The sequence below is a fragment of the Citrobacter sp. RHBSTW-00859 genome, from assembly GCF_013729795.1.
Classification (GTDB): domain Bacteria; phylum Pseudomonadota; class Gammaproteobacteria; order Enterobacterales; family Enterobacteriaceae; genus Citrobacter; species Citrobacter braakii.
In genome coordinates this window covers 3386786-3402908 of sequence record NZ_CP056284.1, presented here as the reverse complement: position 1 = coordinate 3402908, position 16123 = coordinate 3386786, and the positions used below count along the sequence as shown (strand labels likewise).

Annotated in this window: 12 protein-coding genes and 1 pseudogene; 3 read left to right on the top strand and 10 right to left on the bottom strand. The window is 51.5% G+C overall.

Annotation, left to right across the window (positions count from 1 at the left end; translation table 11 throughout):
• The first annotated feature begins 31 nt into the window (after positions 1-31).
• Positions 32-934: a LysR substrate-binding domain-containing protein gene (locus HV302_RS17035; RefSeq protein ID WP_047359471.1), complete on the top strand. Its 903-nt coding sequence runs from the start codon at positions 32-34 to the stop codon at positions 932-934.
• An 82-nt stretch (positions 935-1016) separates the two neighbouring features.
• On the opposite strand, the gene cobO is transcribed toward HV302_RS17035, so the two are convergent.
• The 10 genes and pseudogenes from cobO to glmS all read right to left on the bottom strand — a co-directional run bounded on the left by cobO (position 1017) and on the right by glmS (position 12170).
• Positions 1017-1619 (bottom strand): cob(I)yrinic acid a,c-diamide adenosyltransferase, encoded by a 603-nt coding sequence (gene cobO, locus HV302_RS17030; protein WP_181626326.1) that lies wholly within the window; start codon positions 1617-1619, stop codon positions 1017-1019.
• Positions 1620-1628: 9 nt separating this feature from the next.
• A complete protein-coding gene (locus HV302_RS17025; RefSeq protein ID WP_181626325.1) occupies positions 1629-3281 on the bottom strand; it encodes a class I fumarate hydratase in 1653 nt (550 codons plus the stop codon).
• Positions 3282-3339: 58 nt separating this feature from the next.
• Positions 3340-4341: a glutaminase A gene (glsA, locus tag HV302_RS17020; RefSeq protein WP_181626324.1), complete on the bottom strand. Its 1002-nt coding sequence runs from the start codon at positions 4339-4341 to the stop codon at positions 3340-3342.
• 148 nt (positions 4342-4489) lie between these two features.
• Positions 4490-5771 (bottom strand): annotated as a pseudogene (locus HV302_RS17015) (dicarboxylate/amino acid:cation symporter); the annotation flags it as partial.
• 168 nt (positions 5772-5939) lie between these two features.
• A complete protein-coding gene (locus tag HV302_RS17010; RefSeq protein ID WP_016152303.1) occupies positions 5940-6257 on the bottom strand; it encodes a DUF4387 domain-containing protein in 318 nt (105 codons plus the stop codon).
• Positions 6254-7624: an acyclic terpene utilization AtuA family protein gene (locus tag HV302_RS17005; RefSeq protein ID WP_016156013.1), complete on the bottom strand. Its 1371-nt coding sequence runs from the start codon at positions 7622-7624 to the stop codon at positions 6254-6256. The genes HV302_RS17010 and HV302_RS17005 overlap by 4 nt, the downstream gene beginning before the upstream one ends.
• 3 nt (positions 7625-7627) lie before the next feature.
• Positions 7628-8869, bottom strand: coding sequence for a methylaspartate ammonia-lyase (locus HV302_RS17000; protein ID WP_016152305.1), 1242 nt, complete (start codon positions 8867-8869; stop codon positions 7628-7630).
• Positions 8869-10314 carry a methylaspartate mutase subunit E gene (locus HV302_RS16995; RefSeq protein ID WP_016152306.1) on the bottom strand — a complete coding sequence of 482 codons (1446 nt, stop codon included), beginning with the start codon at positions 10312-10314 and terminating at the stop codon, positions 8869-8871. The genes HV302_RS17000 and HV302_RS16995 overlap by 1 nt, the downstream gene beginning before the upstream one ends.
• 18 nt (positions 10315-10332) lie before the next feature.
• Complete coding sequence (gene glmL, locus HV302_RS16990) at positions 10333-11721, bottom strand: methylaspartate mutase accessory protein GlmL (RefSeq protein WP_047497777.1); 1389 nt, start codon at positions 11719-11721, stop codon at positions 10333-10335.
• Positions 11721-12170, bottom strand: coding sequence for a methylaspartate mutase subunit S (gene glmS / locus HV302_RS16985; protein ID WP_016152308.1), 450 nt, complete (start codon positions 12168-12170; stop codon positions 11721-11723). Before glmS ends, glmL begins: the two co-directional genes overlap by 1 nt.
• A 1218-nt stretch (positions 12171-13388) precedes the next feature.
• Between glmS and cydA the strand changes: the two genes are divergently transcribed.
• Both cydA and cydB read left to right on the top strand, forming a co-directional pair.
• Complete coding sequence (gene cydA, locus HV302_RS16980) at positions 13389-14957, top strand: cytochrome ubiquinol oxidase subunit I (protein ID WP_016152309.1); 1569 nt, start codon at positions 13389-13391, stop codon at positions 14955-14957.
• Between the two features lie 15 nt (positions 14958-14972).
• Positions 14973-16112, top strand: a complete 1140-nt coding sequence (gene cydB / locus HV302_RS16975; RefSeq protein WP_181626323.1) for a cytochrome d ubiquinol oxidase subunit II — start codon at positions 14973-14975, stop codon at positions 16110-16112.
• Positions 16113-16123 lie beyond the last annotated feature (11 nt).

The following is a 16123-nucleotide window of genomic DNA, read 5'->3' as shown; positions in this document are numbered from 1 at the left end:
CTATTTTTGTACGCTGCATATGGAAGAGGTTATGAGAGGAAAAATACCCAAGACGGAGTTGCTGGTAACTTTTGAAGTGGTTGCGCGTCACGAAAGTTATACCCGGGCAGCTGAAGAGTTGGCGTTAACACAAAGTGCTGTTTTCCGCCAGGTGAATGCACTGGAGGATTTTCTTAATACCGCGCTATTTAATCATGCCAAAAAACGTATTTTTTTAAATGCGGCCGGCAAACACTATTTAAGTATCGTTAAAGAAACGTTAAATAAACTCGAGCGCGATACGACCACAATAATGACCTGGCAACCGACCGTACAGGTTATTGAGCTGGCGGTAAATCCGACGTTCAGTACGCATTGGTTGATCCCCAACCTGCGCGAGTTTAACAAACTCAATCCTGATATTATCGTGAACATCCATTCGCTGGCGAATATCGGTGATTTTCTTAATCGTGAGTATGATGCGGCAATTATGCGCGAAGATTTCTACTCACCGTGGTCAGAGGTTGAGTACCTGTTTGAAGAGGAAATTCTGCCAGTTTGCAGCCGCTGTTTGCTGGCCGAACCGGAACGGAAACTGTCAGTCCACGAACTGCTGAACGAATACCCGCTGTTGCACCAGAGTACGCGAATCAAAGGCTGGCAGGAATGGTTTGCGCTGTCCAACGTCAGCAGCCCGCTGGTAAATAAAGGCCCGAGATTTGATCTGTTGTCGATGTTGATTGCGGCGGTTCGTTCTAATCTGGGGGTTGCGCTGCTTCCTCGTTTTGCCATTCAGCACGATCTGGACAATGGAGATATGGTCATTCCTTGCGATGTTCCGATGCGCACCGGGAACCGTTTCATTATGACGTGGCGTGAAGAGAAATCGGAGTCTGCGCATTTACAGACATTTCGTAACTGGTTGCTCAGTAAGTCCGTGGTGTCGGCTGCCTGATGGTGGTTTGCGCTTTATCAGGCCTACAACGATTGGTAGGCCGGATAAGACGCGTTAGCATCGTTATCCGGCAAAAGAACGGCTACCAGTCGATTCCAATCTGTGCCTGAATCCCGCGGTCAAACGCGTGCTTGACCGGGCGAATTTCACTGACCGTATCGGCCAGTTCCAGTAACAGTGCATGGCATCCGCGCCCGGTCACGATGACGCTTTGTTCCGCAGGGCGATTTTCGATGGCGCTGATAACCTCCTGGGTGTCCAGATAGTGGTAAGCCAGCATGTAGGTAAGCTCATCCAACACCACCAGATCGTACTGCGGATCAGCCAGCATGCGCTTACTTTCCTGCCAGACTACCGTTGCCGCCTCGATATCCGCTTGCCGATTTTGGGTTTCCCAGGTAAATCCGGTGCCCATAATATGAAATTCGACACCGAGCGGTTGCAGCGTGTTGTACTCGCCATTATCCCACTGGCCTTTAATAAACTGCGCGATGCCAACGGTTTTTCCGTGACCAACCGCGCGCGTTGCCGTACCAAAGGCTGCGGTGGATTTTCCTTTACCGTTGCCGGTGAAGACAATCAGGATCCCTTTCTTCTCCGTTGCCGCCGCCATGCGGGTATCAACCTGTTCTTTCAGTTTCTGCTGACGCTGGCGGTGTCTGTCATTATTGGCTCGCGCTTCCATGGTGACTCCTTAATGTCCTGCCGGACAGGTTGCGCAGCGATGCTGCTGCTCAAACTGGCTAAAGAAGTTATTGCCTTTATCATCCACTAATACGAAGGCCGGCATATTTTTAACTTCCATCATCCACACCGCTTCCATTCCCAGCTCGGGATATTCAAGGCAGTGCAGGCTCTTCACGTACTGCTGCGCCAACAAGGCTGCGGCGCCGCCAATGCTGCCAAGGTTAAAACCACCATGTTTGCGACACGCATCCGTGACTTGCGCGCTGCGGTTGCCTTTCGACAACATGATCAGACTGCCGCCCGCGGCCTGGAAAGCATCGACGTAACCGTCCATGCGCCCGCCGGTTGTGGGACCGAGCGAACCGCAGGCCAGATTACTGGGGGTTTTAGCCGGGCCCGCGTAATAGACGATATGGTTTTTCATGTAATCTGGCATCGGTTCGCCGTTATCCAGGCGCTCTTTGATTTTGGCATGCGCGATATCGCGAGCCACAACAATCGGGCCGTTTAACGATAAACGCGTCCCAATTGGCAGAGTGGTGAGATCCTGCAGGATCTTGCGCAACGGACGATTCAGATCCAGTTGTACGGTCTGGGCGCCATTTTCTACCCGCTGTGAATCGGGAATAAATTTGCCCGGATTATGCTCGAGTTTTTCCAGCCAGATTCCGTGTTTGTTGATTTTGGCCTTGATGTTGCGGTCGGCTGAGCAGGAGAGAGCCATGGCGATAGGGCAGGAGCCGCCGTGGCGTGGCAGGCGGATCACCCGGATATCGTGGGCAAAGTATTTGCCGCCAAACTGCGCGCCGATGCCAAACTCGCGACTGGCGTTGAGCAGCTCGGCTTCCAGCGCCGTATCGCGGAATGCCTGACCCAATTCGTTCCCGCTGGTGGGCAGGTTATCGTAATATTTAGTTGAAGCCAGTTTAGCAACTTTCAGCGTCTGGTCGGCGGACAAGCCTCCAACGACGAAAGCGATGTGATACGGCGGGCAGGCGGCTGTACCCAGTGATTTCATTTTTTCGATCAGAAACGCGGTGAGCTTTTCCGGCTGCAGAATAGATTTGGTTTCCTGGAACAGCGCCGCTTTGTTAGCAGAGCCGCCGCCTTTGTTGACGAACAGGAAACGGTATTCGTTACCCGGCGTGGCGCTGATGTCGATTTGCGCCGGCAGGTTAGTCTGGGTATTGACCTCGGTATACATGTCCAGCGGGGCATTTTGCGAGTAACGCAGGTTGTTTTCGGTGAAGGTGGTGTACACGCCTTTGCTTAATGCTTCTGCATCATCGCCGCCGGTCCAGACATGCTGTCCTTTGCAGGCCACAATGGTTGCCGTCCCGGTATCCTGGCAGTTGGGCAGGACGCCTTTGGCCGAAACCTCAGCATTGCGTAGCAGTTGCAATGCGACGTACTTATCGTTACTGCTGGCCTGCGGATCGTGCAGAATGCTGGCTATCTGTTTTAAATGTCCGGCGCGCAGGAAAAATGAAGCCTCATAAAATGCCTGCTGGGCTAATAAGGTTAGCGCTTCTGGCGCAACCTTAATCACTTCCTCTCCGTCTAACTCCGTTACCGCAACGTGCTGGTTACTCAGTAATTCATATTCGGTATTATCTTTACTCTGAACAAAGAGTTCCTGCCAGACAAATGGTTTAGACATGTTTACATCTCACCTTTTAGTTAATATGTCGGATGGCGCTCACGCCATCCGTAATTGCTTAATGCGCTAAAAAGACATTGGCTTTTGTCGCTTCGGCGACATATTCGATCGTTTTCTGGGCGCGAACGCTGTTACCGGCTTCATCCAGCGGCGGAGAATAGACGGCAATCGCATATTCGCCCGGGACAACGGCGACCATGCCGCCGCCGACGCCGCTTTTTGCCGGGATACCCACGGTGTAGAGCCATTTACCGCTGCCGTCGTATAGTCCGGCAATCGCCATTTCTGCCAGCACCTGCGGAACATATTTTTCATTCAGCAACTGCTTGCCGTTGAATGGAGATTTGCCTTTGTTCGCCAGTACTGCCCCCATTTTGGCCAGTTGCTCAACGGTGATATCCACCGAGCACTGACGGGTATAAATTTCGACAGCTTCGTCGGTATTGCCATAGAAGCTGTTATAGGATTCCATCAGCTTCGCCAGCGCCTGATTGTGCTGGTTGGTTTCCATCTCGGATTTAAAGACCGGCTCATTAACCGTGAGCGTGGCGTCGGCCCAGACGTTCAGGTTGTCGAGGATTTTGTTCCAGCGATCGGTTTTGTCTTTGGCTTCAATCAGGCTAACGGTGCTCATCGCCCCGGCGTTTACCAGCGGGTTCTCAGGCGCGCCTTTGGTCAGCTCAACCGCTAAACCGGAGTTGAAGGGCATGCCGGTGGCATTGGCCCCGAGTTTATCTAGCACCACCTGAGGGCCGTGCTGTTCCATGGCGAGCGCCATGGTGAAGATTTTGCTCAGGGATTCCATGGGGAAGGGTTTGTTAACATCGCCAACCTGGTAGATCTTGCCGTCCACCGTGGCAATGGTGATGGCAAAGTTATTCGGGCTGTAGGTCGCCAGGGCAGGGATGTAGTCGGCGACTTTTCCATCGTGGTTACTTTTATATTTTTGATGTGCCTGGTCGATAAGCTTTGCGTAATCCGGCGTGGTTTGCGCGAGAGTCGTTGCGCTAAACAAAACGCTGAAGGAAAAAATACTCACGCCGAGAAGAGTTTTAGTCATGGTGCAATCCTGTTGGTGTGCTCATCATGGTGCCGGATGGCGGCTTACCGCCTTATCCGGCCAACGGATAGTTAAACGTTATGCAGGCCGGATAAGCGCAAGCTTCATCCGGCAATAACGTCGTATCAGGACAACGCGACTTCTGTTTCGGTAACCGGACGTTCCTGTTCCGGGGTCTTCACTGGTGCAGTGCCACGACAACCCTGGCCGAAGTGTTCACCTTCCCAGCGACCTACAATGGCAGCACCCATTGCGTTACTCATGACGTTGGTAGCAGAACGACCCATATCGAGGAACGGATCGACGCCCATCAACAGGATCAGACCAGCTTCAGGAATGTTGAACTGGTTCAGGGTTGCGGCGATAACCACCATTGATGCACGCGGTACGCCCGCCATCCCTTTAGAGGTCAGCATCAGGATTAACAGCATGGTAATTTGCTCGCCCATGCTCAGCTCAATGTTGCACGCCTGAGCAATAAAGACGGTGGCAAATGAGCAGTACGCCATGGAGCCGACCAGGTTAAAGGAGTAACCGATAGGCAGAACGAAGCTGGCGATTTTTGAAGAAACGCCGAATTTTTCCAGCTTGTCCAGGGTGCCAGGGAAGGCGGCTTCTGAGCTGGAGGTAGTAAAGGCCAGCAGTGCAGGCTCGAGGATTGATTTGGTCAAACGCGCGATGCAAGGCCCGACTATCATGGTTGACAGGCCAATCAGGATTGCCCACAGCATACCCAGGGTCAGATAGAATTCACCCATGAAGATCCCGGCGCTGACCATTACACCCAGACCACGTTCGGCAATCAGACCAGAAATAGCGGCAAAAACGGTCAATGGTGCAAACAGCATGACGTAGCCCGTCAGCTTCAGCATCACGTGTACCAGTGAATCCAGAACCTTCACGATAGGCTCGGCTTTTTCACCAATCGCGGCCAGGCTGCAACCGAGGAAAATTGAGAACACCACGATCTGCAGAATTTCGTTACGCGCCATCGCATCGACAATACTGGTCGGTACCGCGTGCGAGATAAACACTTTCAGCGTGAATGGCTCTGACTTAACGGCGGCAACAGCCCCGACGTCATGTGGCACGAAGTTGATCCCCGCGCCTGGCTGGAAGATGTTAACGATAACCAGACCCAGTGCAATTGACACCAGAGAGGCGCAAATAAACAGGAAGAAGGTTTTCGAAAATATACGTCCCAGCGTTTTGGCATCGCCCATTTTGGCAATACCAACAACCAGAGTTGAAATAACCAATGGCGCGATAATCATTTTTACCATGCGTAAGAATATAGTGGTAAAAATAGAAATATCTGCTGCATAGGATTTTGCGGTTTCAGCCGCGGCCATATTATTTATGGCCACCCCGGCAATCATGCCGAGTATCAGGCCTAATATGATCATCTTCGTTAAACTTATTTTCTTCATGTGTACTCCATCGGATAAAGGCTGGTAATTGGAATTGTGTAGGGTGGCGTGCGCCTGAGCCTGGACAGCAGCTCAGACGCACGCCTGTTGTGACCAACCGCATGAATAATTCGAAGCACTGTGATACCGCTGAATTCTGTGCTCCAATGGTTGTTATTGTGTTTTTTGTTACAAGTCGAACTCAATACTTAATAATGGAGCGTGTTGCTGCGCACCATAAACATCATTGTCACCGACGTTGCCGGAAATAATATCGCGCGGCATGACGATTTTTACGGCATTCGCCGGATCGAACCACACGATATTGTGAATAAAATCAGGTTCAACATTATATAAACTGGCAATAAGCTGCGGCGTCAATTGCTCGCAGGCTTTTACCCGCTGATAGTCTTCCCTGGTTTTAAATAAAATATCTAAAACCAGTTCGTACGGTCCGGCGTTTTTGGAGCGAATAACCTGCGCCAGTGAACAAATTGAGTGTTTCATGCCTGAACTCCTTCTGGCGTCACCTGTTCAATGTGAAAATCAAATCGCAGCGCATCGCTCGCTTCAATCAGGTGATAGATCGAGAACTCATACACCGGTCCACTTTGAATATCAGATGGCGAGAACGGGAAGGCGAGGTTGCCCGCAGTCGCAATGCGATTTTCATAGCCGTAGTGCAGCAGGGTAGAGCGTACCAGCGAGCAAACGCTGTTGGCGATATCCTGCGTCGGCGCAACGACATCCAGTAAAATCCCCAGCTCATGACCGGCGGTTTTCATCGGTTCATGGTTGCCCATCACACCGTTCTTACCATACAGGTGGAACGTCATGCGGATACTGTCGTCATTCAGTGAGAGGTTACGCGCCACGCTTGCCTGTACCTCTTCGAGAATGGTGTCAATCCCGGCAATCATAATTGGGTCGCGCGTTCCGGCGATGGTCAGGCAACGGAAGCCAACCTGACGCGCGCCTTCCAGTTTCAACGCATACGGTGTTTCTTCATGACGTGAACCACTGACATACACTTCGCCCTCGTTAACCTGGGTAAAGGTGCACGCTTTCAGGTTCAGCACGCCGCCTGGTCCTGGCAGGAAGTACGGATCGGACTTCTCATACAGGGTGTGCGCCGCAGCGGAAGTTTCAGTGAACTTACGCTTGGGATTGAACGCCTTCAGCGTAAAGCCGTTGTCATCAATGATCCCCATCGCACAATCTGAGCCGGAGCCAGGGGTGGCAGCAATGGCAGCACACTCAAGGATCTTCCCGCAATGAAGTGCCAGACCTTCATCAAAGCCCTGCATTATTGGCAGCGCGGCGAAGCAGGCCGGATCGTAGGCACGTCCGCCCAGCACCACCTGCGCGCCAGCTTCGAGCGCACGCTGAAAAGGCTCGACGCCCATCTGCGCGACAATGTAGGTGCTCTCTTCAATTGCATCGTGAGTCAGTTCAGGCACAAAATCGAGCGCGGTGATTTTGCCGTTATCCAGCGCCTGATGAACGATTTCTTTGTCGACATCAGACGGGATTAACGCCATTGAGAAGGACAGTTTTTCTTCCTGTGCGATCTCATGGATTATCTGGCGACACCACTCCAGATGCGGAGCTGCGCCAGAACCACCGGCCGTGCCGATCACTACCGGGATGTTGTTCTTCACGCCTGCCACGATCATATAGCGCAGATCGCGTTTCACACCGGCCCGGTCGGTAAAGGGTTTACCCGCCCCCAGATAGTGGGGGCCTGGATCGGAGGAACCTGCGTCAACAGCAATAAGATCCGGTGACTCTTCCATGGCTTTACGAAAACTTTCTTCCGGGAAGCCATAACCCAGGATAGCCGTAGGCGATAAGATCTTAAATGTGCGTGCCATCTCTTAATCCTTAGTTTGCAACAGCGCGATGGTGCGGTTCATTTCGTTAAACACGATGTTGAGACCTTCATCGAAACCCATACCCGGCTTGATCAGCATGCGCATTGGACGCGCAGCCAGCGCGACGTGTACGCAGGTACGCGCACTGATTTCCGTTTCGTTACAGGTACCGCCCTGATAGGCTTCCATTCCGTGTTTGTTGCAATACAGCACCGCATCGACGATGTTGTGAATACCGCCCAGATCCGGGGTCTTGATCTGCACCATGTGGCAACTGCCCGCGTCGGTGAAGTCCACGATATCCTGATAGGTGTTACACCATTCATCCGCAACAATTTTCACGCCGGAACCCAGACGGGTAAGCTCCTGAGTGATCTCGGTGAGCATGCGGATCTGATCCGGCTTGTTACCGGCATCTACCGGGCCTTCAATGTACAGCGGCAGGCCTTGAGCTTCGGCTTCCAGGCTGGCGATGTATTCGGCGCAACGCACCGGATCCATATCGAAGATCAGACCGATGGTGCCGTAGACATCAATATGCAGCGTCGGGTGATAGGTTTCGTTGGTGCGCAGGCTCAGGATGCGGTTAGACAACCAGCGGACGTACTCACGCAGTTTTTCGCCTTTGAAGCCCAGCTTCTCTTCTACGTTATTGATCAGCGCATGCGGCAGGACGTCCACACCTTTGAGGATCATCTTGTCGACGGCGATATAACGGTCGTCGCCGCTCTGGCCAAATAATGGAATGGCTTCCGGGACGCACGGCAGTTGCCATTCATCACAAACCACTTCTGCTTTCAGACGACCGGTAGCCAGTGCCGCCGCGTCGAGCAGCGCCTGAGACAGACCATAACGTACGGCGGTATGCAGTAGATGGCCGTCAATACGCAGTTCGTCAAAGAAACGGGCGTTGGTCAGGAACGAATCAACGTCACGGCCTTCCAGCAGCGGTTTGATGTGATCGTTAAGGAACGGAATGAAGTTTTCAGCCAGGAACAGCGGATCGCGTCCACCTGCACCTGAATATTGCACCGCTGCACAATCGCCCACCGCTACCGCGCCGTTTTCCAGAATCAGCTGTACGGATACGCATTCACCCGCCTGACGAACAGACGTAAATCCAGGCGTTACCGGAGCGCCGGTATAGATAAACCCGTCATGACCGGCGCCGTTTTTGATGGCCTGCTGATCGTCAAAATAAAATGAGGAGTAGCCAGCTGTGAAAAGGGCCTGTTTAATTTTCATTATGGTCTTCCTATTAATTTACTGTGGGATACGGCGTTGATGTCATCAATGACCATCTGGAAAGAAGGCTTGCGGCCTTCGAAATGCGCGCGCTCTGCGACGTAGTCGTGGTGCAGGGCGAGAATGTCTTTCGGCAGCGGAACGGAGCCGGCTTCGAGAATACGGATGGCGCCTGTGTTATCGCGAACAGGCAGGATCTTACCGGCGTTACAGGCGGCAGGCGCGAAAGGTACATCCAGTACGCCTGCTTCAAAGGCCAGCACCGTACCGCGCGCAATGTCGCCATTGCCCAGTTCGAAGACTTTCTTCAGCACCGCGCGGACTTCGCTCTTAATCAGATCAACTTCCTGCTCCACGGCAGCGCACTGCGGGAATTTCTGGTCGCTGACCATGTTGAGCATCTGGCGCGAAGCTTTCAGACCCTGGGCGTTCGCTGCCGCCGTTGGGATACCGAACGCTTCGTGCGGGCTTTTGGTGATCACTTTGGTGGCACCTGACATACCGGCAACCGCTGCGCCCCAGGCAATAACGGAGAAGGCTTTTGCTTCATCTTCCGGGAATCCGCCCATCCACTGGTGGAAAACGGTACTCAGTTCGTAATCGTCAAAACCGTGGTTATGGAAATATTCGTGGGAAAGTTCGCGCAGCGCCTGAATCGCTGCAATATCCTGCGTTAGGCTACCGACCTGGCCGTAGCCAACGGTAATTGACTTGACGCCTTGTTCCAGAGCCAACAGACCTTCGATAATCGCCACCGAGTGGGACATAAACGGTGGGATCAGGGTGCCGGTCAGTGGGCCAAACGGTTCACGGTTGATACGAATACCGTTCTCTTCGTACAGGCCCATCAGGCGGTCGCAGTACTGCCAGTCGCGGATGGATTTTTCCAGAGTGACACGTTTAGCGTAAGGAATGTTGTAGGAGATGCCGCCGCCTTCGTAGCTGGTAAAGCCACTGGCCATGGCGATTTCTGCCAGCAGGCGCGCATCAGGCGTGCCGTGACGAACCTGGATCGGTTTTTCCAGCGCTTCAGTCATACGACGGCAGGCAGCAACCCCGTGATTGACGACCGGTAAACCATTCAGCTTGGAAGTACCTGCTTCGATAGATTTCTGGATCCCGACAGCGGCTTCTTCATAGCGGTTCAGACGGGTATAGGCATCGATAGTACTCGGCAGGAGGTCGCACTCTTCCTGCAATGTTTTGAGCAGCGCAATATGCTCATCCATTAATGCTACGCCTGCGCGCGGCTGGCTCAGGGTTTTCCCTTCCTGATCGGCCTTCAGCAGAGCAAGGGAGAAGCGCTTTTTATCCGGAATTGATTGCTGGTACTTCACGCCATCTTCGAAGTTCTCAACGTCTTTGCCGGTTTCCCAGGTTTGTAATACCTGATGCCTTTCGGTCATGAATTCGTCATGGGTCAATTTTTTATTTCGAAGTTCCATTCGTAGCTGCCTTAAGTTTTATAGGGTTAAACACTGAATGCTGGTGCGAGCAGCGGCTTGCGGGTACAGCCTGGCGACGTTTGCCAGTAGCGGGAGCAGGCCATTTGAATCGCGGTAATACTCAAACTGATTCGGTAACAAAATTCTTTTACCCTGGTCGTCCAGCTCCCGGTATTTGAGCCAGCTATGGATATCGAACTGGCTGGCGCGAGAGAGCCATCCCCCTGAACCGACGACTTTGCGTACGGTGGTGAGATCGCGACCCATCTGTAAATCCACGTTACCCACGCAGGTGCAAACCTGCTTTTTAGTGCCCGCGTGGCGCTCAGCGGCATAGCCCACGCACAAACCTGCCAGCAGGGTGTCGAAATATTTCTCCTCCTCGCTGAGCGGCAGGTAATCCGGTTGCCCAACCAGATGACGCAGGTAGCGGTAAAACGCTTCCTCGCGCTGCGGTTGTTGGGCGAAGATGACTTTCACCATATCCTGCGTGCTTTCTCCCACCACGACGGCGGAAACGCGCATTCCCAGGTCGCCTTCAACGGTACGTTTGACGAACGGTTCAGGAACACCATGCAGGACGGTATCGGGGGAGAGGGTATTCGCGCTGGCCGAATAGACATCCGTGGTGGCTCCGCCCATATCAATCAGCATGAATTCCTTCCATGCGCTGTCGTAATCGCTAATGGCTTTGACTAACTCATATACCGTCCATGGCGTCGGCATTGGCTCTTCGCCGGTTTCGCCGACGATGACGTCCAGACCTTTACCTTTGACAATGCGTGACAAGAACACATCGCAAATCGCCTGGCGCGCGGCAAACGGATTCGGGTGATCGAGATCAGGCAGAATGTTGTCTACCGTGGTCAGATCTTTATGTCCCAGAATCGTTTGTATTTCGTCCTGAATGTCCCGGTTTCCGGCGTAGATAATGGCGCAATCAAGCGTTGAGCCTGCCAGCGCATGCGCATTCGCCAGGCCGTAGCTTTCTTCGCCACCGTCTGTACCACCGGTAAACAACAGAATGTCTGGCGGTGATGATTCCAGCTCCTGGATGTCATGCCGGTTCAGTTTGTACGAATAATATTGCGCGATTTTCGCTCCTGCCGAATGGGCGGTAACTTTTGCTGATTCCAGCGTAATGGAAGGCACCAGCCCCATTGCTGCAACGGCAAGTCCACCCTTGGCCGAGGAGGAGTATTTCAACTGCACTTCACCACTTTTCAGTAACGGGCGAGCATCGGCAACGTTCAGCACCTGATTCAGGCTGGCAAAAAAACCGTCTGCCAGATGATGTGTGGTGGTTGGGGTCAGGACATGGTTTACCAGGGTTAATTCCTCGCCTTCATGGGCGAAGAGGGCAGCCTTGGTCCATGTCGAGCCGATATCGACAGAAACTGTTTGCATCAGATAGCCTCTTCCAGGCAACGCTGCTCGAGGCCATTGTGTTGGCGAATATCATTGGTGATAAGCGCGCAGACATCTTCCAGGTCGTGGCTCGGTGCGAAGACGCGGTTAAAACCCATCTCCTTAAACTTCACTTCCACATCGCCGAAGTCATGTTTACCAACTACCAGGTTGCCACCGACGTACAGCAGAATGTCGCCGAGGCCGCGTTCGATGCAGCGCTCACGTAACCCGAGGCAGTCAATGTCGCCATGACCGTAGATAGAGGACACCACGATGGCATCGGCGCCTGTTTCAATCGCGGCATCAATATATTCATCCTGGCTCACCATCACCCCGAGGTTGATTACGTGAAAATCATGAGCAGTAAAAACGCGATCCAGAACTTTATTACCTACTGCATGGCAGTCAGCACCGATGACGCCAATAACAAGTGTAGATTTCTTCATGGGTAATCCTCTGTAGGGCTGATGGTCAATAAGTGAAAATTATTTTCTAATATTTAGAACATGGCTTGTGACAACCTCTTAATAGGGTCGGAGTTTCTGTGTAAGCGGAAAAGGAAGCAATTGATCTATTTTCAAAATATCCTGCGCAAAATGATTGTTATATTTTTTATTTGTAAAAAACCTTGTTTATCAGGTGGTTGGGTTTTGTTTTTTGCGGCTTTTTTTAATTTACCAGGAAAATGACAAATAAATGACTTGCCATGTTTGTGATCGAAATCTTATTTTGTTGTGCGTCTCATTCATGTGTCATTTTTTATAATTTAAAAAATTATCTTTACTAAATAACTTGTGAACGGGATAACGGTTTTTTATTTTTTAATCTTATATGACATAATTATATTTTGTTAAATTTAAGATAAAAATGATAATGAATTGTTTGTGGCATATTTAAACGTTGCCACATAAGAGAAAAAGAGAAGTGAGTGATAACTTTCAGTGATGCTTTAAGCGAAACGCCTGCGCTGTGCTGAGGACGTCAAACCCAATGCGTCTGTCAATGAGGTACGCTTTCGCTTCCATTTGAGATAGTTACATCTTGGTGTTAATTATAAGTAAAATTTAAATGAATAATTTGTATGAAATAACAATTCCATGACTTGCTAAACAAAAAACTGTGAGCTACCCGGCAATAGTGACTCTTTATCTGCTGGCAATTTTGTCAGTCGGGCGGGTTAAAAGATCGTGTAGATTTAAATAAATATCCTATCATTTGTAGTAACGGCAATTACTCATTGAAAAACATACCGTTAACATGGCGTTCACTAGTCGCCTGACTGTTAAACACTATTAACATTAAATTTGAAAATTGATTTAAATCAATGTTTAAAACTTGGTAAACAGCCTCAAAAGAGGTTAAATTGCTGCAGATCAAATTGGTCTGAAAGTGATAAATTAGCTATAAATTGATCACTATCGAAAAATGCAAATTTACCTCGATAAAAACCTGTTTATTGTAAGGATTTTACGGCGTAATATAATTGCGGGATCAATTTGAGTGTTTTATTAACATGTTTGTAACCTTTCATCATTGTCCTTTCTTCAAATGAGAAGAAAGAGCAGCGGCGGAGGGAAGCAGATAAATTTGTATTGGGGCATGCGTGTGACCCTTTCTAACGGGGTTCACTCTCGGAGTCTTCATGCGATGAGCAAGGAGTCATGATGTTAGATATAGTCGAACTGTCGCGCTTACAGTTTGCCTTGACCGCGATGTACCACTTCCTGTTTGTGCCACTGACGCTAGGTATGGCGTTCTTGCTGGCCATCATGGAAACGGTCTACGTCCTTTCCGGCAAACAGATTTATAAAGATATGACCAAGTTCTGGGGCAAGTTGTTTGGTATCAACTTCGCTCTGGGTGTGGCAACCGGTCTGACCATGGAGTTCCAGTTCGGGACTAACTGGTCTTACTACTCCCACTATGTAGGGGATATTTTCGGTGCGCCGCTGGCGATCGAAGGTTTGATGGCCTTCTTCCTCGAATCCACCTTTGTAGGTCTGTTCTTCTTCGGCTGGGACCGTTTGGGTAAAGTCCAGCATATGTGCGTCACCTGGCTGGTGGCCCTGGGTTCTAACCTGTCCGCACTGTGGATTCTGGTTGCGAACGGCTGGATGCAAAACCCAATCGCCGCGGATTTCAACTTTGAAACCATGCGCATGGAGATGCTGAGCTTCTCTGAACTGGTGCTCAACCCGGTAGCACAGGTGAAATTTGTTCACACTGTGGCATCTGGTTATGTTTGTGGCGCGATGTTCGTTCTGGGGATCAGCTCCTACTATATGCTGCGCGGTCGTGACTTCGCGTTTGCTAAACGTTCTTTTGCAATCGCCGCCAGCTTTGGTATGGCTGCTATTCTGTCTGTTATCGTTCTGGGTGATGAATCCGGTTACGAAATGGGCGACGTGCAGAAAACCAAACTCGCTGCTATTGAAGCAGAATGGGAAACGCAGCCTGCACCGGCTTCCTTTACCCTGTTCGGTATTCCGGACCAGGATGCGCAGGAAAACCATTTTGCGATTCAAATTCCTTATGCGCTGGGCATCATTGCCACCCGCTCTGTTGATACACCGGTCATTGGTCTGAAAGACCTGATGGTGCAGCACGAAGAGCGCATCCGTAACGGGATGAAGGCGTATCAACTGCTGGAAGAACTGCGTGCGGGTACTACCGATCAGGCCGTTCGCGACCAGTTCAACAGCATGAAGAAAGACCTGGGTTATGGTCTGCTGCTGAAACGCTATACGGATAACGTCACCGACGCGACCGAAGCGCAAATTCAGCAGGCAACGAAAGATTCTATTCCTCGCGTTGCGCCGCTCTACTTCGCTTTCCGTATTATGGTGGCGTGCGGCATTCTGATGCTGGCAATCATCGCAGTGTCCTTCTGGACCGTGATTCGTAACCGTATCGGTGAGAAAAAATGGCTGCTGCGCACCGCGCTGTATGCGATTCCTCTACCGTGGATTGCCATTGAATCCGGTTGGTTTGTTGCAGAGTACGGCCGCCAACCGTGGGCGATTGGTGAAGTGTTACCAACAGCCGTAGCGAACTCTTCGCTGACCGCTGGCGACCTCATCTTCTCGATGCTGTTGATTTGCGGCCTGTATACCCTGTTCCTGGTGGCTGAACTGTATCTGATGTTCAAGTTCGCACGCCTTGGGCCGAGTAGCCTGAAAACCGGTCGTTATCACTACGAGCAGTCCACTGTGACTTCTCAGCCGGCACGCTAAGACAGGAGTCGTCAAATGATCGATTATGAAGTATTGCGTTTTATCTGGTGGCTGCTGGTTGGCATTCTGCTGATTGGTTTCGCGGTCACTGATGGCTTCGACATGGGGGTGGGCATGCTCACCCGTTTCCTCGGTCGTAATGATACCGAGCGTCGAATTATGATTAACTCCATCGCCCCGCACTGGGACGGTAACCAGGTTTGGCTCATCACCGCGGGTGGCGCACTGTTCGCTGCCTGGCCGATGGTGTATGCCGCTGCGTTCTCCGGTTTCTATGTGGCGATGATCCTGGTACTGGCGTCTTTGTTCTTCCGTCCGGTCGGTTTTGATTACCGCTCCAAGATTGAAGACATGCGCTGGCGCAACATGTGGGACTGGGGCATCTTCATTGGTAGCTTCGTTCCACCGCTGGTTATTGGCGTGGCGTTCGGCAACCTGCTGCAAGGGGTTCCGTTCCACGTAGACGACTACATGCGTTTGTACTACACCGGTAACTTCTTCCAGTTGCTGAATCCGTTTGGTCTGCTGGCGGGTGTCGTGAGTGTTGGGATGATCATCACCCAGGGCGCGACCTATCTGCAGATGCGTACGGTAGGTGAACTGCATCTGCGTGCGCGTGCAACATCGCAGGTTGCGGCACTGGTCACTATGATCTGCTTCGCGCTGGCTGGTGTGTGGGTGATTTACGGTATTGACGGTTATGTTGTGACCTCAGCACTGGATCATCATGCCGCCTCTAACCCGCTGACCAAAGAAGTGGCTCGCGTGGCTGGCGCATGGATGGTGAACTTTAACAATGCACCTATCCTGTGGCTGGTTCCTGCACTGGGCGTAGTTCTGCCGCTGTTGACCATCCTGACTTCTCGTATGGAGAAAGGGGCATGGGCGTTCGTCTTCTCTTCACTGACGTTAGCCTGCATCATCCTGACGGCTGGTATCGCAATGTTCCCGTTTGTGATGCCATCCAGCACCATGATGAACGCAAGTCTGACCATGTGGGATGCAACGTCCAGCCAGCTGACGCTGAATCTGATGACGTATGTAGCTTGTGTGTTCGTTCCGATCATTCTGCTGTACACCGGCTGGTGTTACTGGAAGATGTTCGGTCGCATCACCAAAGAAGATATTGAAAGCAACACCCACTCTCTGTACTAAGTAAGGAGCTT